The sequence below is a fragment of the Mycobacterium sp. genome (genome assembly GCF_002863225.1).
Taxonomy (GTDB): Bacteria; Actinomycetota; Actinomycetes; order Mycobacteriales; family Mycobacteriaceae; genus Mycobacterium.
In genome coordinates, this window is the sequence record NZ_PKEK01000080.1 from 21,492 (window position 1) to 41,378 (window position 19,887).

Sequence of the window (19,887 nt, forward strand, 5' to 3'; positions counted from 1 at the left end):
AATACCGTGCGGGGCAACACGATCTACAGGCTCAAGCGCGGCCCTGCAGTTCGGTCAAGCGGCTGGGTGTCTGCGGTCAAAACCGCGCCGGCGAACGGGCAATGTCGGTATCCCTGTTCTCACAAACGGCTGCCGGCGGTGAGCGCCCAATTAGTTCGCTGTGAGCTCCACCACCTTGCCGGTGCCGTTGTCAGCGACAAGTACTTTCTTTTTTTGGTGCCCACCGCAACGGCCACTGGGTGGTCGCCGGTGAATGGCAGCACCGAGGGGGCAATCGACCCGGGATCCAGCTTTACCACCTTGTCGCCCTCGTGGTCTGTGACGTAGACAGCGTCGGCGGAGTCCACCGCGATACCCGAAGGCACAGTGAGGCCCGTGATGGGCAGCACGGTCGGAGTGCTCGACCCGGGATCGACTTTCAGCACCTTGTCGTTGTCGGAGTCGGTCACATAGACGGTGCCGGCGCCGTCCACGGCCACACCATCTGGATGATTGAGGCCGGTGAACGGCAGATCAGTTTGTGTGTTGGACTTGATGTCCAGCTTCACCACTCGGTTGTTGCCCCGGTCGGCGACATATACGTTGCCGGCAGCGTCCACCGCGACCCCTTGCGGGAAATTGAGGCCGGTGAACGGCAGCTCTGCCGGGGTTTGCGACCCGGCAGCTAGTTTCACCACCCTGTTGTTGAAGTCGGCGACGTACACCGTGCCGTTGGCGTCTACCGCCAGACCCTGCGGCTGGTAAAGGCCGGTGAACGGCAGCACGGCCGGGGCTTGCGACCCGGCAGCCAATTTCACCACCCGCCCATACATTCCCTGACTGGTGACGTAGACACTGCCAACGGTATCCAGCGCTACCCCGCCCGGGGAGAAGGGAAAGTCGAGCCCCGCGAACAGCAGCTCCGATTGACCCGACGCCGACTCCGACGAGTGCGGCCTCCGCGCGACGAAATAACCGGCGACACCGACGGCAACAACGACAAGCACGGCGGCAGCGCCGACGAGGATCCGCGTGCGTTTGCGGTCGGGCTGCGCGTCGGCGCGTGGTGATTGGCTAAAGCCCGTCGCGCCGTCGGTGTGTGGGTTGTGAGGCCGGCTGCGCCAGCTGCCCATGTCCGCGACAGGCGGTGTCCGCCCCGGCTGGGCAGTAGGTGAACTTGACATTTGTGACCACGCCCTGGCCTGGGTGAAAGCGTCGGCGTTGGTCAGCCCGGCGCCTGTGGCGTCGGTCGGCAGCGTCGCTTTCTCACCGCGCTGCACGATCGCGGCCGCCTGGCCCTGCTCAGTTGCGGTGAGTGCTTCGTGGGCGGCGGAGGCCAGTTCCCCGGCGCTGCGATACCGCTCTGCGGGGCGTTTTGCCATGCCTTTGGCGATCACCGCATCCAGAGCCACCGGAACCATTCCGGGGCGCAGCTGGCTGGGCCGCGGGGCAGGCTCTGTTAGATGCGCGCCGACCGCCCTTTCGATGCTGTCGGCCCGATACGGAGGTGACCCAATCAGACACTCCGCCAGCACACACGCCAGCGAGCAGACATCGGCACGATAGGTGATTTCGCCGCCGGTGAAACGCTCCGGGGCCATGTAGTTGACGGATCCCATCACCGTCCCGGTGTGGGTCAACGCCGGATCGGCTGCGGCGCGGGCGATGCCGAAATCCACCAGGTAAGCGAAATCGTCGCCAGTGATGAGAATGTTTTCCGGTTTGACATCGCGATGCGTCACACCGCTGGCATGTGCAGCATCCAGCGCGGCGGCGATCTGTCGCACGATGGCCACCGCGCGTGGAGGCGTCAGCGGACCCTCGGCCGCCACCATGGTGTGCAGCGAAACCCCGTCGATCAGGCGCATGTCCAAATACAGCTGGCCGTCGATCTCGCCGTAATCGTGAATGGGCACCGCATGCGGCTCGGTCAGCCGTCCGGCGGCATCGGCCTCGCGTTGCATCCGTTCGCGAAACACCGGGTCGGCGGACAAGTGCGGCGAAATCAGCTTCAGTGCCACCACCCGGTGCTTGCGGGTGTCCTCGGCCTCATATACCTCGCCCATCCCGCCGCGACCGAGCAGCCGCAGCAGCCGATAGGGCCCGAAAAGCGACCCTGCCCGCGAACCCGCCTCACTGCTCGGCATCGAACTCCTTCATGTCATCACGAGATGGCGTTCACCGCTGTCGTCAGCCGCGACTGGAGCCAGCCCGGCGGCGGGATGGACCCATATTGGGCCAAGCCATCTTGGCCCGGACCGATCATCGCCTGCAGGAATGCCCGTACCGCAGTTCCCGTCGCCGCCTCGGGATATTTCGAGCACACGATCTCATAGGTCGGCTCCACGATCGGGTACGCACCCGGCTGCGTCGGCTTGTAAAACGATGACGTATCCAACACCACGTCATTGCCTTGGCCCGTGATCCGGGCCCCGGCAATTGTTTTGCCGGCCGACTCGGCAGTGATGGACACCGCTTCGGGACCCGCGGATGTCACGATCCGGGCCATGTTCAACTGTTTACCCAAAGCGAACGACCACCCGGTGTAGGTGATCGATCCGTCGGTGGTTTGCAGGCTGGCCGTTACTCCGTCATCCCCGTCGGCGCCGGCACCGACGCCCCCGTGGAATGTCTCGCCGCGGCCTCTACCCCAGGTGCCGGCGGATGCGGCATCGAGGTATTGCTGGAAGTTGGCTGAGTTACCGGATTGATCATTGCGGTAGATGACTCGAATGGTCATTGAGGGCAGGTGGGTGCCTGCATTGAGCGCTTTGATTGCGGGGTCATCCCAGCTAGTAATGCCGCCGTTGAAGATCTTCGCCATCGTGGGCGCGTCCAGGTTCAGCGAAGTCACGCCGCTGACATGATAGGTGACCGCGATTGGTTGAAACAGGGCCGGCAGTTCCCACGCGGGAGACCCACATCGCGCCGCCGCCTTATTGGGCTCGCCTGTCGACGGGTCCATTGGCACACCGGAGCCCGCCAGGTCAGCGTCGTTCTTGATGAACTGCTCCACGCCGGCGGCGGAGCCATTTGCGTCGTAGTCCAGCGCGTGACCGGGACACGCGCGGGAATAGACGTAAACAAAACGCTGGACCGCGTTCTGCTGTGCGGTAGCGCCCGCTCCGGCAAGTTCCTTCTTACCGCCGCATTCCACTTTCACCGAGGATCCCGAAGGATTGGTCGTCTTGGCGCCGCACGCCGACAGAATCAGTGCGCTAACCACTAAAATACTTGCGGCCCCTGTTCCGGTGGATTCCACAGAACTCCAATCTCCCACGCGGGGGTGACGTCCGAAAGAATGTCGAATTATTAACTTTCCTTGTTTGCTCATTAGCATACGGGCGGAGGCATCGCGTGTTTTGACTCGCACGGATCGGTATGAGCGACGCCGGGGATGAATTATCGCGTAACGTCTCGTGCAGAATTTTCGGTTGGCAAATGCTGGATCAGCAGGCAAGTTGCGCTCAACTTGCGGCGCGTGCCGAAACGCGTGCGGTTCACGGTAAGAGCGCGACGCTCAGCTCATTGGCCGAGGGTCACTCGCTACTGACGGTGCTGTCATCATATACCCCTATGGGGTATATGTCAATATAGAATGCCGCATGCGTACGTGGCGACTCCCGCCACTGGGTGACGGGTCAGAACCCCTGCTGGCCGGAGTGCGCGGGGGAAGTGTGGCAGCGCGGGAGCGCGGTTGCCATTGCGCTCGCGCATACCCAGCCGGGGTATGGTCGGGTAGACTCGCCGGGTGGCCAGCGCACCGGGGTACTCAGGGGGCAAGCGCAAGTATGCTGCGCGGCTGAACCGAGTCGAGGGTCAGGTGCGCGGCATCGCGAAAATGATCGACGAGGATAAATACTGCATTGACGTCCTCACCCAAATCAACGCCGTCAACAGCGCCCTGCGGTCGGTGGCGCTGACTCTTCTCAACGATCACCTCGGCCACTGCGTCACTGAGGCGATCGGCGACGACGCCCAGGACGCGGAGGCGAAAATCGCCGAGGCCTCGGCCGCGATCGCTCGACTCGTTCGATCGTAGTCAATTGCAGCGATTTCGCGCCGGCCGCGGCAAACCGTCTGGTGGCGTGCCCATTCAGTGCTCTGGTGCAGGACGTCGGTGACTGCATCGACCAGTAACTCGGCACGTTCGATCGTGCCGAGTCGCCGTCGATCACGCCATGTGGTGGTTGCTCTGCGGTGCGCACCGCGGGGGTGTCGTGAAGATCAGTTTCGCGATCGGCGGGCAGGCGATGTGCTGGGTCTGCACGCCATCGCGGCAGACGAAGTACGCATTGGCGTCCTTGGGGTCCGGAAGGTAGCGGACGTCGCGGCCGCCGGGGCAGGTGACACTGTGGGCCGCGGGCGGCGGCGCCGGTGACGCCTGGGCCGGCGAAGCACCCATGAGGGAAATAAGGCCGAGGCCGGCGGTGATGAGGCCGCTGGCGGCCAGGTGTGTGCTGTGCATGATCGTCCTTCCGTGCCGATGACTCCTGGTGGTGATCCGGACAGGGCTCGACGGCGCTCCGCGGGTCTCAACGCGAGATGCTCGCCCCGAGGGCGGATTTCGCGTCGTCTCGCCATATCACGTTCACCGTTGATACTATACCCCGGTATGGTATGACACTAGGGGTTTCCATTCCGATCGGATAACGGCGAGCGGCCGTGGCGCGGTGTCGGTGAGCGGCTTAAAGGCCGCTTTCGCTGCTAGCGAACAGGTCGGTGTGGAACCGTGGCCAGAGCAGGACGGCGGTGACCAGGCTTTGCTGTCCCGAAGGCGTTACTCACCACCGATGTCCTAGCCAAACCACACAGCAATCAAGGTTTTGCCGATGCGGACTGCGCCGAAATGTTTGCGTAGATACCACCGCGATACAGCACTACGCGGCTCATCCCGGCGTCGATCACGACGTTACTGCTAGCTCCCTTCACGGCGTTGTCGACGGTCCGTGTTCCGGTTTCGCCGCCGCCCCGGCAATTTCCGCTAAGCATGATCGCGCAACGCCGCCGAGAGGCCTCTCGCTGCCGCCGGTCTAGGCCACCGCGACAGACCGCACCCCCGTCAAGGCGGGGAAATGGCCGCCGGCGACGGCAAATTTCAGATCAGCCCATCGAGGGTCAGTCAGCGCGTTGCGGGGGCAGACCGCCCTCCGCTGACATTCGTCTCGATAACGTCTCAGCCCCGCCTTCCGCTTTACCAATACGGTAGGGGGGTATAAGCTCGAAGGTATGGAGGTGTTTCCCGGGGCGACTCCGACACCACAGGTGTCGGAGTCTGGGTGGACGCAGTACGGTCAGCACCGTTCATCGTCTCACCTACGGCCTCGAACGCCGCTCACCGCGGTATCGACCATCGTGTTCGCGGTCGCGTCCGTGCTGTTCACGCTCATAGGCATCGGTGCTCATCACAGTGAGGAATCCGACCCTCACACTCATCTTGCGGCGCACCCGTTGCTGTCGTCGCTGGGTGGGGAGTTTTCCGTCGACGGAGCTCACGCCCACCTCAGCGATGGCTCGCACCCTTACCACCCAGAGCAGCTCGCCGCCGCGGTGCTGCCACGCCCGGTGACCGATGGGGTGCTGGCATCGGGTGCCGTGTTCACGGCGTTGACCGTTCCGGTTGGTGTGGTCCCGGCGGTGGCTTTGGCCGGACGTAGTCCTCCTCCTCGAGCGCATAGCAGCATTTCTCGTCACGATCGGTTACTTCAGCTCTGCCTCTCGCGCCGCTGACCGGTCAGCGTCAGCCCGTTGTGCTCAGCCACGACGGACGGTGATTGCCGACCATTGTCAACGGCCGCGCTCGCTGCCGCGGCCCCGCTGTCAGGCGAGGACCCATGAACAACCTGCTACCTTTTCACGCGCCCGCCATGCTGGACCAGCGCCAGAGCGCGCATTCGCGTGACCGGCTAATCGGCCAGGGTGCGCGATCAGCCCCTCATCAGTGCGGGCCCAGCTGCGATACGTGCCGCCCGGCACCCGAGAAATACCGTCGGGTCGGAGCGATGGTCGGCAACACCCCGGTGCTGTGGGTATCGGATCCGTTTGGCTGCGGTGACCGCGGATTTTGGGCCAAATTAGAGGGCGCCAACCCCGGCGGCATGAAAGACCGTCCAGGCATGCACATGGTTGAGCGTGCCCGGCTGCGCGGCGACCTGATGCCCGGCGCGCCCATCATCGAATCAACCAGCGGAACACTGGGACTGGGATTGGCGCTAGCGGGCATGGTGTACGGCCATCCCGTCACCTTGGTCACCGACCCCGGGTTGGAACCCATTATCCAGCAGATGCTGCGCTCGTACGGCGCCCGCGTCGACGTGGTCGCAGAACCGCACCCGGTCGGCGGCTGGCAGCAAGCCCGCAAGGACCGGGTCGCCGAACTGCTGGCGACCGAGCCGACCGCGTGGTGCCCTGATCAATACAACAACCCCGACAATGTCGACGCCTACCGGCCGCTGGCCGAAGAGCTGCTCGACCAGCTCGGCGACATCGACGTGCTGGTGTGCTCGGTGGGTACCGGCGGTCATTCGGCCGGCATCGCTCGGGTGTTGCGCCGCGCGAACCCCGCTCTGCAGCTCATCGGCGTCGACACCATCGGTTCGACCATCTTCGGGCAACCGGCCAGTACGCGACTTATGCGTGGACTGGGGTCAAGTATCTACCCCCGCAACGTCGATTACAGCGCCTTCGCCGAGGTGCATTGGGTGGCTCCGGCAGAAGCGGTGTGGGCGGCCCGCACCCTGGCGGCCACTTACTACACCAGTGGTGGCTGGAGCGTCGGCGCCGTCGCGCTGGTGGCCGGCTGGGCGGCTCGCAACTACCCCACGGGCACCCGCATTGCGGCGGTGTTCCCCGACGGCCCGCACCGTTATTTCGACACCATCTACAACGATGACTACTGCCAGCAGCATGGGCTGCTTGACACCGAGCCGCCCGGTGAGCCCGAACACGTCGACAGCCCCACCCAAAGCGTCATCAAGCGGTGGACACGCTGCACCACCGTCGTTGACCCCACGACGCTCATCGCGCAGCCGATCACCGAATCACGCTGGCCGACAACGGTTTTGGATTCGGCTGCCGGTGGTGGTGTCAGCATTTCAGCCTAAGCCCCTTGGGCACCGCTCAAGGACTCCGCGCCCATACACACCGATCCGCGATTGGTCGGCCTGTGCACAAACCACAGAAACGGACACCCACTCCATGAACTCAGCTGCGCCCAGTCAACCAGTCCAGTGCATCCTGTCCCGCGAGAAGGTGGCGTTGCCGGTTTTGACTCACAGCGATCTCGCCGACATCCCCCTCGCCCCCGCCGATGTCATCACAGCGGTACGAGGCGCCTATCTGCGTGTGGCCGAGGGCTCGTCGGTGGCCCCGCCCAAAATCATGATGCGCTCGCCCTATCGCGACTCGGCAGCCTATGCGATGCCCGGCTATGACGGTGGGCTCCAGGTCAGCGCGTTCAAAGACTATTACATGCAAAACGATTGCGGCAAAAAGGAATACATCACCATCACCCTCTACGACGACACAGAAGGTGTGCCTATCGCCTTCATGGACTGCTCGCGAGTCACCACCTTGCGCACCGCTGCCAGCACCGCGTTGATCGCGCGCGCCTGCGCCACCCCGCAGGCGCGCACCGCGCTGGTGGCCGGCTCCGGGGCTCAAGGGCGAGAAACGTTTCCATTCCTGCTGGCCGCTCTTCCTGACCTCGAACGGTTGATGTTGTTCGCCACTCATCCCGACGGAATCGCTTCGGTGCGTGCTTATCTGCGCGACAACCATCCCGACCGCGATGTCGACGTGGTCACCGATCCCGAACACGCCGCCGGCGAGGCCGATGTGATGGTGGCGACATCAGCTGGTCCGGCTACCGAAACAAAACTGCGCACCAGCTGGCTCAAGCCAGGCGCGGTGTTCATCTCCGTCAACGGGACCGGAGTGCACCCCTCGTCGCTGCGTGATGCCGACTACAAGATGGCGACCAACGCCGGCCAGCTGGCCGTCACCGGTCGACGGTTCGCCGGTGACGACGGTTCACTGATGCTTGATGCCGAGTTGCCCGACGTCCTTGCCGGCACGGTACCCGCGCGGCACGAACCCACCGACCGGGTGTTTGTGTTCAATAGCGGGATGGCCATCACCGACATTCCGGTGGCTCACGCGTTGGCTACCCAGGCCATCGCCCGCGGGCGTGGACAGGAGGTCCGTCTGTGGAGTTGACGTCGCACCCTGTATCCCTGCCGGCCGCCCCCGTGGCCTGGTCGCGCGACGTGGCCGCTCATCCGACCTTGCTCGGCGACATTGCCCACGGGGTCGGGGGCCCGTTTCATGTGGTGCACCCGCCCCAATTCGGCGACAACCTGCGGACGTTCACGGACGTTCTCGATGGTTCAGGGGTACGCGGGCGGGTGTACTTCGCGAAGAAAGCCAATAAGGCGGGTTGCTGGCTGTCGGTATGCGCCCACACCGGCGCCGGCGTCGACGCGTCCAGCGCCGCCGAGCTGGTTCACGCGCTGAGCCGCGGTGTGCGAGGCACCGATATCGTGATCACCGGACCCGCGAAAAGTGAGCAGCTCCTGTGGCTGGCGGCACGCCACGGGTGTCTGATCGCCATCGACGCACTCGACGAGCTTGAGCGCCTGCTCGCACAAACCCCTCATAGCGAACCAGCCCGGATCCTGCTGCGCGTGCTCCCTGAGGCAAACCCCGACAGCCGATTCGGGTTGGGTGCAGCCGAGCTAGATGCGGCGCTGCAGCGCTGCATGACGCAACGCTTCCAGGTCACCATGGAAGGCTTCTCGTTTCATCTGAGCGGCTACGAAGTCACACCGCGGGCACAACTGGCCGACCACCTGCTCGATCGTCTCGTTGCGGCGCGCGCACAAGGCCTAGCAGCGACCGCCATTTCGATCGGCGGCGGGTTCGCGGTCAGCTACGTTGACGCCGACACCTGGGCCCGGTTCATGCGTGATCGCCACGAGTCGGACTTTCACAGCGGCAAAACGTTCACCCACTTCTACCCCTACCATCAGACCCCGACCGGAGCGCAGATGCTTAGCGCCATCCTGCAAACCCGCACCGGCAGCGGCCACCGCACGCTGGGCGAGCGGTTCGCCGCCACCGACACCACGCTGCTGGTCGAGCCCGGGCGCGCCCTGCTCGACGGGGCCGGGTTCACCGTTTTCCCCGTCCAAGGCTTCAAGCGGCGAGGCGACTACGGCATCATCACCGTCGACGGGGTGAGCATGAGCATCTCAGAGCAATGGAAATCCAGTGAATTCCTGCCCGACCCCGTGCTGTGGCCGGCCTACGCCGACAAGCAGGTCTCGACCAGCACACCGGTGCGCTGCTGCGTTGCCGGCGCCAGCTGTCTGGAATACGACATGCTCACCTGGCGCAAAGTCCTCATGGCGCGCGACCCACGCCACGGAGACCTGTTGATCTACCCGAACACCGCCGGCTACCAGATGGACAAAAACGAATCCGAATTCCACCAACGCGCGTTGCCCCCCAAAATCGTTGTGGCCTGCGACAACCTGGGACGACTACGTTGGCAACTCGATGACCACGCCGCCCGCCCGTGAATGTGTCTGCGGTGCAATCGAGCCGTAGAGCGCGGGTAGGACGACTCGCATCAACGAGCCGTGAGCTCGCGGGATTAGCGGCCCCGATCGCTGGTGTGCAATTCACCCAAGTCGCTTTAACCACCACCGATTTGGCGGTCATGGGTGTGATCGGCGTGCACGCCATCGCCGCAGGCGGGCTGGCAGCAGCCCTCTACAATCTAATGCGCACAATGAGCGTCGGGGCGGTAACCGCGGTAGGCAACCTGATCGCCGACGCCGCCGGCCGGGGCGAAACACGCTCAGCAAGTGCCAACCCCGACACGCAGAGCCAACGAGAAATACGGCAGATCACCCGATCAGCGTTCTCCATCGCCACCGCGACAGCGCTGCTGCTGGGTGCTGCGTTGATCGGGCTGAGCTACCTGCTACCCCTTTTCGGGCTCGACACCAGCGTGCTCACCCTCGCCAGGCCGATGATGATGACGTTGGCGCCCGGCCTGATTCCGATGATGTGGCTCAACGTGTTACGTCAATTCTCCGTCGGCATGCGGCGACCCGGGCCTCTGCTGGCAGTCAGTGTCGGCTCCATCGCCGTCAACGCGGCGCTGGACCTCGCCTTCATCTACGGCCCGCTGGGCATTCCCAAGCTCGGCTTGGCAGGTGTCGGATTAGCCACGACGCTGGTCCAAGTCGCGACCGTGGTCGCCTTCTACCTTGTGCTGCGCCGCGACCCTCAGCTCGCTCCACTGCTGTCCGGGGACGGCTGGACGACCGACTCCGGCACAGCGCGCCACATTATTCGTTTGGGGATCCCCATCTCATTGACCTACGGTTCCGAAGCCGGCATCACGTCGCTGGCCGCCGTAATCATGGGGGCCTTCGGTCCCATCGCGTTGGCCGCGCACAACGTCGTGACACAACTGACCCGAATCGCGTTCCAGATCAGCATCGGCCTATCCCACGCTGCGTCAATCCTGATCAGTCGAGCCGTCGCCCGAGCCGACCGAAACCAAGCCCAGCAGATCGCCGCCGTCACCCTCGCCCTGGGATGGCTGGTGACCGGGTGTCTGGGGCTGCTGTACGTGATCGCCCCGAACTGGGTCCTGCGCCCGTTCCTGGCACCGGCCGACGTCACCACCATCACATTCGCCAAAACCTTCATCCTGTTGGCGATCGCACAGCAAATCGTCGACTTCACCCAAAACATCGCCGTCGGACTCCTGCGCGGTATCGGCAACACCAAGGCGGGGCTCAGCGCAACCTCGATCGGGTATTGGATGATCGGGCTGCCCGCCATGCTGGTGCTGGCGTTTGCGGCGCACCTACACGGCGCGGGCATCTGGGCGGGTCTAAGCACCGGCTTCGCTGCCACCGCCGTCATACTCCTGCGCCGATTTCGCCGGGATCTGCGGAAAGACGCGCGCTCTACGTAGCGGCGCCGGCCGTCCACCGCGCTCAAAAGGCGAAGTAGCCGCTCACTAAAGTGCCACGTCCAATCTGCCTGCGCGGAGCTTAAAAAGCCCGCACCCCGCCGAACACGCAGGATGACCTCGGCAACTGTTGAGCGAAGCGCAATAGCATTGCTTTCATTCGAAAGCAGCACCACGCGATGCAGCTCGGCCTGTAGCACCCGCCAGCGCCGGGTCGTTCTGCCGTGTTGAACCACGAAGACCGATTTCGTGTAAACGCGGGGCGGCGAGGGGTCTACGACGTCAGCCCACGCGACGGTACCGGTTTCACGTTGCTGCGGCTTTGGGCGCCGTGCTCTGGAAACGCCGCAGCCGTAAGCTATTAGCGACCACACATGCGCTGGAAAACGCCATCGCTGCACCGGCCAGCATCGGATTGAGCAGGCCCAGCGCGGCGACCGGGATCGCTGCCGCGTTGTAGGCGAACGCCCAGAACAGGTTGACCCGGATCGTGTGAAGAGTGGTGCGGGACAGCCGGATCGCGTCAACGGCGCTGCACAGGTCCCCACGCACCAGGGTGATGTCGGCGGCCTCGATCGCGATGTCGGTGCCGGTGCCGATCGCCAACCCGAGATCGGCGAGCGCGAGCGCCGGGGCGTCGTTCACGCCATCGCCGATCATCGCTACGGTCTTACCGGCGGCCTGCAACCCGGCTACGACATCGGCTTTGTCTTGCGGCAACACCCCGGCGATCACCTCATCGATGCCGACCTGGGCGGCGATCTGGCGGGCGACCACCATGTTGTCACCGGTGAGCAGGATGGGTGTGAGCCCGAGATCACGCAGCTGCGAAATCGCCGCGGCGCTGGTCGGTTTGACCTCGTCGGCGACTACCAGCACAGCGCGGGCCTGCCCGTCCCAGCCGACGACGACCACGGTCTTACCTTGGTTCTCGGCATGAACTTTGGCCCGAGCGAGCGCGGCGCTGAGCGGCTCCGACCGCCCGGCCAGCAACGATTCCCGCCCGACCACCACAGCGTGCCCCTCGACGACCCCATGCACGCCCTGGCCTTCGATGCTGGCGAACTCCTCCGGCATAGGCAGAGCGCCGAACTGTCGCTTGGCCGCTGCGGCCACCGCCTGCGCAATAGGGTGCTCAGAAGCGTTCTCCACAGCACCAGCCAGGCGCAGCACTTCGTCGCGATCAGCGCCGGGCTCGGTGACTACCTGCGACAGCGTCATCGTTCCCGTCGTGACCGTCCCAGTTTTGTCCAGGACCACGGAGTCGACCGAGCGGGTCGACTCCAGCACTTCAGGCCCCTTGATCAGGACGCCGATCTGAGCGCCTCGACCGGTGCCGACCAGCAGCGCTGTCGGTGTGGCCAAACCGAGCGCACACGGGCAAGCGATGACCAAGACGGCGACCGCAGCGCTGAAAGCCACCGACACCGCTGCCCCCGCACCCAGCCACGCCCCGAGCGTGACGGCGGCGATGGTGATCACGATCGGTACGAAAACACCCGAAATTCGGTCGGCCAGCCGCTGGACCTCGGCCTTACCGGTTTGCGCAGCCTCGACCAATCTGGCCATCTGCGCCAGCTGGGTGTGCGCGCCCACGCGTGTGGCGCGCACCACCAGCTGGCCGCCGACGTTGACGGTGGCGCCGGTGACCGCATCGCTTGGGCCGACCTCGACCGGCACCGACTCACCGGTCACAGGGGATGCGTCCACCGCCGACGTGCCGGTAACGACAACGCCGTCGGTGGCGACTTTCTCACCCGGGCGCACGACGAACGTCTCACCCGTAGCCAGCGCCTCGATCGCGATCTTGGTCTCGACGCCGTCACGCAGGACCGACACCTCTTTGGCGCCCATATCGAGCAAGGCACGCAGAGCCGATCCCGCCCGGCGCTTGGAGCGTTTCTCAAAGTAGCGGCCGGCCAGGACGAACAACGTGACCCCCGCAGCGACTTCAAGGTAGATGTGGGACGCACCATCGGAGGGCCGCAACGTCACTTCGAAGGAGTGCTGCATCCCAGGCAGGCCCGCGGTTCCCAGGAACAGCGCGTACAGCGACCACCCGAACGCGCTGAGCGTGCCCACCGAAATCAACGTGTCCATCGTTGCCGCGCCGTGACGCAGATTGGCCCATGCCGCCGCGTGAAACGGCCACGCCGCCCACACGATGACCGGCGCGGCCAATGTCAGCGACGCCCACTGCCAGTAAGTGAACTGCAGCGCCGACACCATCGCCATCACGATGACCGGCACCGACAGCACGGCTGCACCCACCGTCCGGTTCCGCAACGACGTCAGATCGGCATCGTTGGCCCGATCGTCGCCAGCCGCTGCGGATTCGGTGGCCGAGGCCACCAGCGGTGCGGCGCGGTAGCCGGCCTTTTCGATTTCGTCGATCAGCCGCGCGGCGTCATAGTCAGCCGGAACCTCCACCGCAGCCTTCTCGGTGGCGTAGTTCACGCTCGCATGGACCCCGTCGAGTTTGTTCAACGCCCGTTCGACCCGATTGGCGCACGAGGCACACGTCATCCCGGCAATCTCGAACTCCCAGCGAGACCGGTGATCCACCGCGACGGACCTCTGCATCCTGTTTGCTTCTGTCATCGGGGTGGGTCCACGGCCAGGTCGCTCGGGGCACCGGGGCGAGCGGCATCGACGACGAAGTGCGCCGTGTGGACCTGCCCGTCGACTTGGAAGTCCAGGTACAGCAGGTATCGGCCCGCTGTGGGCACCTCGGCCATGAACTCGACCCTTGGCCCCCCTTTTTGGCCTGCTGTGGGCTCGTCGCCGTGAGGGTGCATGTGCTCGTACGCCAAATCGCCGTCGCGCAGCGCCACCAGGTGACCGAAGGCGCCCAGATACGGCTCGAGCGTGACCACCGGGCTGCCGTCGCGGACCACGGTGGCGGCCACGGTGCTCGTGGTGTCGGCGACCAATCCGCCGTCCAGCGACACCGTGAACCCATCCACCTGGTCGACGGTGCGGGTCGCGGTGTGCGGCGCGGGTACGAAGTCCCCGACCACCTCGACCGCGCGAGTCAACGTCACGGCCGCGGCGTCAGCGCCGTCGCCGGGCCGAAAATCGGCGAACACCCGATAAGTACCCGCAGCGTTCCACTGCCATGGCGTGGTCCATGCGCCGTTAGCGCGGTTCAACGTTGGGTGGACATGCCGGAACTGCGAGCCATCGGCGCGCACCACCACCAGATGCAGCGCTTTGTGATGACTGGAGCCGTAGTCGACCAGCGGCGCGCCGTCGCGGCCAGAAATAGCGAAGCTCAACTCGCCTGGGCTGCCAACATTTTCCGGCGCGGCAATCGGCGACAACACGTAGCCGTCCTGTTCCAGCGCCACCCCGGCCGACCCACCTCCAAGCGCGTCGTGATGGCTGTGCATCGCAGGCGGCGTGTGCCCGGTCGCCACCGCAGTATCCGGGGTAAGGGCCGCTGCCGTCACATAGCCCCCACCAAAGGCCACCAGCAGTGCGGCGCCGAAAACAGTAAGGCGGGCTGCAGTGTTCATCCGACCCGCACAGCCGTGTACCCGGCCGCATGCACCGCCGCCAGAATGTCCTCGTCGTTGACCGAGCCGTCGCCGCTGACGCGAAGTAAGCCACTGTCGGCGCTGACGTCCACAGCTGCGACACCGGACAGATGGCCCACCTCTTCGCGGATCGACATCTCGCAGTGCCCACACGTCATGCCGGCCACCCGATACTCACTCGTCACCACAGCACCTCCCTGCGCCCAAGCACTCGCTGAGCTAAGCGGACAGAGCCCCACCATACCCCCACGGGGTATGGTGTGTCGCGCCGTGGGCGCGCCACGCCATACCGACACATGAGGATGCGCCACTGCGGCCCCGCGCCACGGGCAACCGTCTGCGCAACGCCATATCGCGGCCCCAAAGCCGCGGCGACACCAGACAGATACACCCGACGGCTCCCCAGCGTTTCCGCGACCCGAGCGCGGAGACTTGTGCGGGCTGCCCCCTGACGGGCCCGTTCAGGGGGCAGCATGAGCGCGGCGAAAGCGGTCGCGCAGACCGATCGCTACGGCGAGAGTCACACACGCGCCGGCGGCCAACATGAGTCCGTGGTCACCGACCCGGTTCCCGATGAGCACCCCCGCTGCAGCACCTCCGACGAACAAGACCACGGTCGTCGTCAATATGACGACCTTCCCTTTATCCCCACTGTCCGGACTCGCGCGAGAACGGCGGCCCATTAAAAGACCAAGATCGGTCAGGGTCCCGGTGAAGTGTGTCGTACGAATCGGCATTCCTGGGACGTTCGATGACATCCCATTTTGCAGCCCACACGCGCTCGCTGCCAGCGCCGCCCTGACGATGGGGTGCTCAATGACCGCCGCCGCCGACAGCAGCGCGGCCTCGATCAGCAGAATCACCGCGTGACCCCGGCCCGCAAACGGCCGCGCGAACGCCAGCATCGCACCCGCGACGCTCGCCCCAGCAAAAAAGGCCAGCACAATCGCTGCGATCATCCGCCCCTGATAGAGGGCGGGATACGTGCTATGCATGCCGGCCTGAGTGGTCAGCGCTGTCAAATTCCCAACCGGAAAAGCCCACACCAACAACGCCACCGAATTCACGAACCCGGCAATGCAGGCCAGTGCCCCAATCAACCCCAGAACAGGCGCCGACGTCACACCGCCAGTCGGCGAAGTCGCCATCGTCAACCCATCCGCTCTTGACAAGAACATCAGCCTATACCCTACTGGGGTATAGTATGTGCCATGAAGGTGCACCGCCAAACCGTCGTCACAGCCGCGATGGTGATCGCTGCCGCGATCGACATCGCAAGTTCCGTTGTCGCGGCAACGCCAATCAGTGCCGACCACAGTGCGTTCAGCACCCTTAGCTCTGAGAGCAAAGGTGCACGGACACCAGGGCCTTGCGACCAGCCTGACGCCGTCAGTAGAGGAATCCGCGACGGCTACCAAGCATGGGACCGCGCACATCTTCCTCGCGACGACAGCGCAACGCATTCCTGATCTGAAGCCCGGTTCGGTGACGTGCAGTCGCTTGCGAAGCCCCCTGCACATGCTCCTGTCTGGCCGAAAAATGCAGAAAAATTTGACCACGCCGAAAAGCTGCTACGACAACAGATTTTCTAAATCGGCCGCGGCTGATGCTCCGTTATGTTCGGGCAACATCTCCGGGCGAATTAACCACTATTGTCGCGCACGTTTTCGCCGGCCATTGAGCACCGCAGCGCACTGCGGTGCAAAGAGTTACCACTCTACCCATAAAAAGCTGTTGTAACGCAACAAAACTCGGGCCGCGGCAGTCCGACGGTCCACGAACGAGCCAAACACTAACCGGCGGTCGCCGAGGATTGGCCCGTCTTCACGGGCCCTACACCGGCACGCAGATAGGTGGGTAGAGTTGGTTCGTCTGATGGATCAATCGTGCGCGTCCGCCCTCATCCGTCGACTCGAGTTACATCGTGTAACAACAATTAATAGGCAGCGTGAGACGATGATGTGTTAAATATGTTTGTCGATAACATCTTTCGCCACATGAAGTAGTTCGCATCCTACGACATTCGATATCGGTCAGCCGACACGATCGTCGGTGAAATTATTGGCACCCCGGGTGTCACCGTGACGAAATGATGGCCACAGTCGCCCCGCACAGGGCCTGGTCGCGACCCGATCGTCGATGGCCAAAAACGGAGTCGCAAAAGTGGACACGACGGTGAGACGAATCAGTGTGGACACGGAGTGAGACACCACGCAGTGCCGCACGTCAGAATGTCGCGAGTGGACACGGAATTTGAGAACTTACACGGATAGTTTGCTGATGACAACAGGCAGCAGCAGCGAACCCTCCTCGGCCTCGGCTTCTTGTGACCGAGGTCCGATCCCGCCGACGCTAATGTCTCAGCCAAAAGCGTTGACGTCACTCCGGGCGTCTTTCAGGAACGTCATCCGTAGCCGCGACATTTCTTTCGTGTCTTCGGCGATTGCTCTTAGCTTGGCTTGGTCTGCCGAGTACGTCTCCGCCGCGTAGGTAAGCGAGCTGCTCAGCAGACCTATCGTGTTGGACGTCTTCACGAGCCACTCGGTCGCGCTTTGCAGGGTTCTCTCGGACGCGACCATTTGGACGACCGCAAATTTGTCATTCATCGGAGTCATCGCATCTAGGAGGGACTGCATCGAGCGTTTTATGGATTCGACGGGGAGCAAGGAGTCGGTCTCGAAAGCCAATATGGTTCCGAAGCGGGCGATGCCGTTATTGGCTCTGACCATCTCAATTTGAAACTCCGCATATGCAACGCGCTGATTGGTGCGTCGGAACTCTTCGTCCGCCCGGCGGTCGTTGTAGGTCAGCGCCTCTCTCGCTTGCCGCTCGCTGGAACGCGTGCTGACATAGGAGGTTCCGGTGGACAGCAGCGCAACCACCAACGATAGGATGAGGCTGCCTAGGGCAATGCGGTAAGACCTGCGAAGCGCAAGAGCTTCTCGCTTCTCGACTCGATCAGAGAACCTCTGTCTATTCCCTGGCCTCAGCCGGAGCCTTGCCCATGACTTCACTGGCACACTGGCAGGCACCTTTTTCATGCGCGCAAATTAGCAGCCCATACGCCTGAAGCCAATATGAAGCCCTGTGCTGGCGTGTTGGCAGAACACCACCTTCGACGACGAGACGTTCGCGCTAAGGCCGTTGGCGATTGCGCTCGATAGGTCTGAGCCCGCGGGCTCGATGTAGGCACGGAATTGAGGTCCCAGCCGTTCGAGGGCGTCGTCGAGATCGCGGGCTCGCGACCTCCAGTCGTATCTGTGTTGGTTGGTGTGCGGCCGCGGATCAGCGGCGGCCTCGGTGATCTCATCGGTGATGGCCGGAAGCGTAATACAGCCTGCGTCGCAAGGGATCGTTTCTTTGTGTTTGACGTACTCACGCAGCTCTTCGAGCCAGCGCTCGTGTTGCTGAAAGATGTCGCGATTCTCATGCCGGCAAGGATTGACTCGCGGCCGACTAGCCGGTTGGACGCATCCTCGTACGGAGCGGACAAAACCTTGTCAGACTGGAGGGGTGGGGTCGAGTTTCAGCGCGCGAATTGCGCCGGGTGTGCGTGTCCGAGGTTCTTCGTCAGGGATTCGCACCAGTGTCGGACCCCGCGCAGCACGGGCCCATGTTGGGGGCGGGCCGACGACGATTAGTTCTGGCTTCGGCCCTTTCACCGCCTCCACTTCAGGCAGAAGAGCCTCGAGACAAACTCCCGCCAAGTCGAAGGTCAATGAGCCGACTGGTGCCGACGCGATATTCGGCACCCTGGATCTCGGGCTCGATATCGTTGTAGGACTCCTTGGATGGATGGAACGGGCGACGACTCGGCGGGAGGCTAAGGATCTGGCGGCCGAGAGTGAGCGCGCAGCAGAGCTGCTCACGAAGCAACACCTTCAAGAATTTCACCATGAGAAACCCCCAGAACCGCCTGTCACTCATCGGCGCTGGCAGAACATGTGGATGATCGACGAAGATGAGCAGGAGCGTTTACGCCTTGAGTACGAGCAGGCCGTGGCGCGCTGGACGCGGTTGAAAGCGCACGACCAGGCCGAGGTAATCAATACTCTCGACGCCGCGTTCGCCGACAATGCCTCTCATTCTGCATGTATTGACGCGAACCGGACCAGGCGCGGTCCCTATGTCACTTTGGTTGTGCACTTTCCCGGTCTTGAAATCGCTCAGGGCGTCGTGCTCAAAAGCCAGGCTGAAACGCGGCCGCGAAATCAGACGGAGATGACCGATTTGTACCGACAAGCTCTTGCCTCCACCGTAATCGCAACGGCAAAGGAAGCCTTCTCTTCTGCCCCTGCTGCAATCGAGGCTCACGTCATTGTTTTGCGCTACGACATCCGTGGCCGATTTAAGAAGCGACGGTCCGAGCTTGACGCTATCTATTCGGGCAGCTTCACACGGAGCATGCTTCAGCATGATTGGCAGAACACCCAACCTATCAATGCCGTACTCGGAGCCTCGAACGCGCGCGTCAATCAAGACAGCAAAGGGCGGCTAAAGCCACTAGGTCTGGATGCCGGCGAGGACGTTCAACGATTGGTAGAGCAACTGCGGGCTGTTTCCCAGGCGGGTCAAATCGGGTAGCGAGGGTGTGACAGCCGCCGGCAGATAAAGTCATTGCCGGGTCCTGGCGGTGGCAGCCAGCGTGAGACAAATCGAATGGTCGCACTTCAGAGCCACTGCATTTTTTGAAAGTGAATCGCCCTGGTTTTACCGGAGGCTCGGTGATGTGCCGATTATTCCCTCGTTCGAGGGCATCGAGGCGGTGACGCCCCCGTAGGCAAGTAGCTACAGAAACTAGTTTGCTGCTGCGTGAGCGGACGGCGCATCCTGAAAACAACGTTGCAGCTCGAAACTCACACTGGGAAACCTGGTCTAGGAGTACCTGTCGCGCCAAAAGTGGCGAATGAGGCAGACTCGGCATTGGGATGCCCAAACTGCAGCACACCTACGTCGATAGGGGAGAAAGCACGATGCGATCGGCCACTACCACCGGGCTGCTGCTGTTGGCGGCGCTGCTCGCAAGCGGGTGTGGTGGCCACGGCGCAACTAGCGACCCCACGCTCACGATCAGCCCAAAGGAGAACAGCTACCTTCAACGCGTCTCCGACCTCGGAAATGAAGGCAGCGGCGGAGGCGTTCCGAACCTTCAGGCGGACGAAGTGATCGCGGCCGGAAGGCTGTATTGCCAAGTCAAAGGAGAACACCAGAGGGAGCATTGGACGGTCGGCGACAGCGCCGCCCGGCAGGCGGTGACAGGGAAATACGGGCTCAATTTCCTGCAGCTCGAGGCGGTCACCGAGGCCGCTCTACAAATTTTCTGTCCTGAAACCTGAGCTCGACCGCCGCGGCGACATGCGTGGCAGCAAGGATCCG

Annotated in this window: 13 protein-coding genes and 2 pseudogenes; 7 read left to right on the top strand and 8 right to left on the bottom strand. The window is 63.6% G+C overall.

Annotated elements, in window-relative coordinates:
* Positions 1 to 150: 150 nt before the first annotated feature.
* Both CYU59_RS24275 and pstS read right to left on the bottom strand, forming a co-directional pair.
* Positions 151 to 2,126 (bottom strand): annotated as a pseudogene (locus CYU59_RS24275) (serine/threonine-protein kinase PknD).
* A 17-nt stretch (positions 2,127 to 2,143) separates the two neighbouring features.
* Complete coding sequence (pstS, locus tag CYU59_RS24280; RefSeq protein WP_293003726.1) at positions 2,144 to 3,241, bottom strand: phosphate ABC transporter substrate-binding protein PstS; 1,098 nt, start codon at positions 3,239 to 3,241, stop codon at positions 2,144 to 2,146.
* Positions 3,242 to 3,730: 489 nt separating this feature from the next.
* Between pstS and CYU59_RS24285 the strand changes: the two genes are divergently transcribed.
* Complete coding sequence (locus CYU59_RS24285) at positions 3,731 to 4,021, top strand: metal-sensitive transcriptional regulator (protein ID WP_293003728.1); 291 nt, start codon at positions 3,731 to 3,733, stop codon at positions 4,019 to 4,021.
* A 132-nt stretch (positions 4,022 to 4,153) separates the two neighbouring features.
* Here CYU59_RS24285 and CYU59_RS24290 read toward each other — a convergent pair whose 3' ends face one another.
* A complete protein-coding gene (locus tag CYU59_RS24290; protein WP_293003731.1) occupies positions 4,154 to 4,447 on the bottom strand; it encodes a hypothetical protein in 294 nt (97 codons plus the stop codon).
* A 1,534-nt stretch (positions 4,448 to 5,981) separates the two neighbouring features.
* Between CYU59_RS24290 and CYU59_RS24295 the strand changes: the two are divergent.
* The 4 genes and pseudogenes from CYU59_RS24295 to CYU59_RS24310 form a co-directional block, all read left to right on the top strand.
* Positions 5,982 to 6,989 (top strand): annotated as a pseudogene (locus tag CYU59_RS24295) (PLP-dependent cysteine synthase family protein); the annotation flags it as partial.
* 187 nt (positions 6,990 to 7,176) lie between these two features.
* Positions 7,177 to 8,196 (top strand): ornithine cyclodeaminase, encoded by a 1,020-nt coding sequence (locus CYU59_RS24300; RefSeq protein WP_293003733.1) that lies wholly within the window; start codon positions 7,177 to 7,179, stop codon positions 8,194 to 8,196.
* A complete protein-coding gene (locus CYU59_RS24305) occupies positions 8,187 to 9,560 on the top strand; it encodes a Y4yA family PLP-dependent enzyme (RefSeq protein WP_293003735.1) in 1,374 nt (457 codons plus the stop codon). Before CYU59_RS24300 ends, CYU59_RS24305 begins: the two co-directional genes overlap by 10 nt.
* A 95-nt stretch (positions 9,561 to 9,655) precedes the next feature.
* Positions 9,656 to 10,975 (top strand): MATE family efflux transporter, encoded by a 1,320-nt coding sequence (locus CYU59_RS24310; protein WP_293003737.1) that lies wholly within the window; start codon positions 9,656 to 9,658, stop codon positions 10,973 to 10,975.
* A 303-nt stretch (positions 10,976 to 11,278) separates the two neighbouring features.
* On the opposite strand, the gene CYU59_RS24315 is transcribed toward CYU59_RS24310, so the two are convergent.
* The 5 genes from CYU59_RS24315 to CYU59_RS24335 form a co-directional block, all read right to left on the bottom strand.
* Positions 11,279 to 13,555, bottom strand: coding sequence for a heavy metal translocating P-type ATPase (locus CYU59_RS24315; RefSeq protein ID WP_293003739.1), 2,277 nt, complete (start codon positions 13,553 to 13,555; stop codon positions 11,279 to 11,281).
* A gap of 14 nt (positions 13,556 to 13,569) precedes the next feature.
* On the bottom strand, positions 13,570 to 14,490 hold the full coding sequence (locus CYU59_RS24320; protein ID WP_293003741.1) for a heavy-metal-associated domain-containing protein: 921 nt from the start codon (positions 14,488 to 14,490) through the stop codon (positions 13,570 to 13,572).
* A complete protein-coding gene (locus tag CYU59_RS24325; protein WP_293003743.1) occupies positions 14,487 to 14,699 on the bottom strand; it encodes a heavy-metal-associated domain-containing protein in 213 nt (70 codons plus the stop codon). Before CYU59_RS24325 ends, CYU59_RS24320 begins: the two co-directional genes overlap by 4 nt.
* Before the next feature lie 273 nt (positions 14,700 to 14,972).
* Positions 14,973 to 15,659: a YoaK family protein gene (locus CYU59_RS24330; RefSeq protein ID WP_293003745.1), complete on the bottom strand. Its 687-nt coding sequence runs from the start codon at positions 15,657 to 15,659 to the stop codon at positions 14,973 to 14,975.
* Between the two features lie 1,212 nt (positions 15,660 to 16,871).
* Positions 16,872 to 17,393, bottom strand: a complete 522-nt coding sequence (locus CYU59_RS24335) for a hypothetical protein (RefSeq protein WP_293003747.1) — start codon at positions 17,391 to 17,393, stop codon at positions 16,872 to 16,874.
* Between the two features lie 913 nt (positions 17,394 to 18,306).
* Here CYU59_RS24335 and CYU59_RS24340 point away from each other — a divergent pair.
* Both CYU59_RS24340 and CYU59_RS24345 read left to right on the top strand, forming a co-directional pair.
* Complete coding sequence (locus CYU59_RS24340; RefSeq protein WP_293003749.1) at positions 18,307 to 19,095, top strand: hypothetical protein; 789 nt, start codon at positions 18,307 to 18,309, stop codon at positions 19,093 to 19,095.
* Positions 19,096 to 19,439: 344 nt separating this feature from the next.
* Positions 19,440 to 19,847, top strand: a complete 408-nt coding sequence (locus CYU59_RS24345; protein WP_293003751.1) for a hypothetical protein — start codon at positions 19,440 to 19,442, stop codon at positions 19,845 to 19,847.
* Positions 19,848 to 19,887 lie beyond the last annotated feature (40 nt).

Bases quoted from the DNA above. Each gene is read 5' to 3' on its own strand.
- CYU59_RS24290 (WP_293003731.1), bottom strand. From the start codon at position 4,447: ATGCACAGCACACACCTGGCCGCCAGCGGCCTCATCACCGCCGGCCTC.
- CYU59_RS24300 (WP_293003733.1), top strand. From the start codon at position 7,177: ATGAACTCAGCTGCGCCCAGTCAACCAGTCCAGTGCATCCTGTCCCGC.
- CYU59_RS24315 (WP_293003739.1), bottom strand. From the start codon at position 13,555: ATGCAGAGGTCCGTCGCGGTGGATCACCGGTCTCGCTGGGAGTTCGAG.
- CYU59_RS24320 (WP_293003741.1), bottom strand. From the start codon at position 14,490: ATGAACACTGCAGCCCGCCTTACTGTTTTCGGCGCCGCACTGCTGGTG.
- CYU59_RS24330 (WP_293003745.1), bottom strand. From the start codon at position 15,659: ATGGCGACTTCGCCGACTGGCGGTGTGACGTCGGCGCCTGTTCTGGGG.
- CYU59_RS24340 (WP_293003749.1), top strand. From the start codon at position 18,307: ATGGAACGGGCGACGACTCGGCGGGAGGCTAAGGATCTGGCGGCCGAG.
- CYU59_RS24345 (WP_293003751.1), top strand. From the start codon at position 19,440: ATGCCCAAACTGCAGCACACCTACGTCGATAGGGGAGAAAGCACGATG.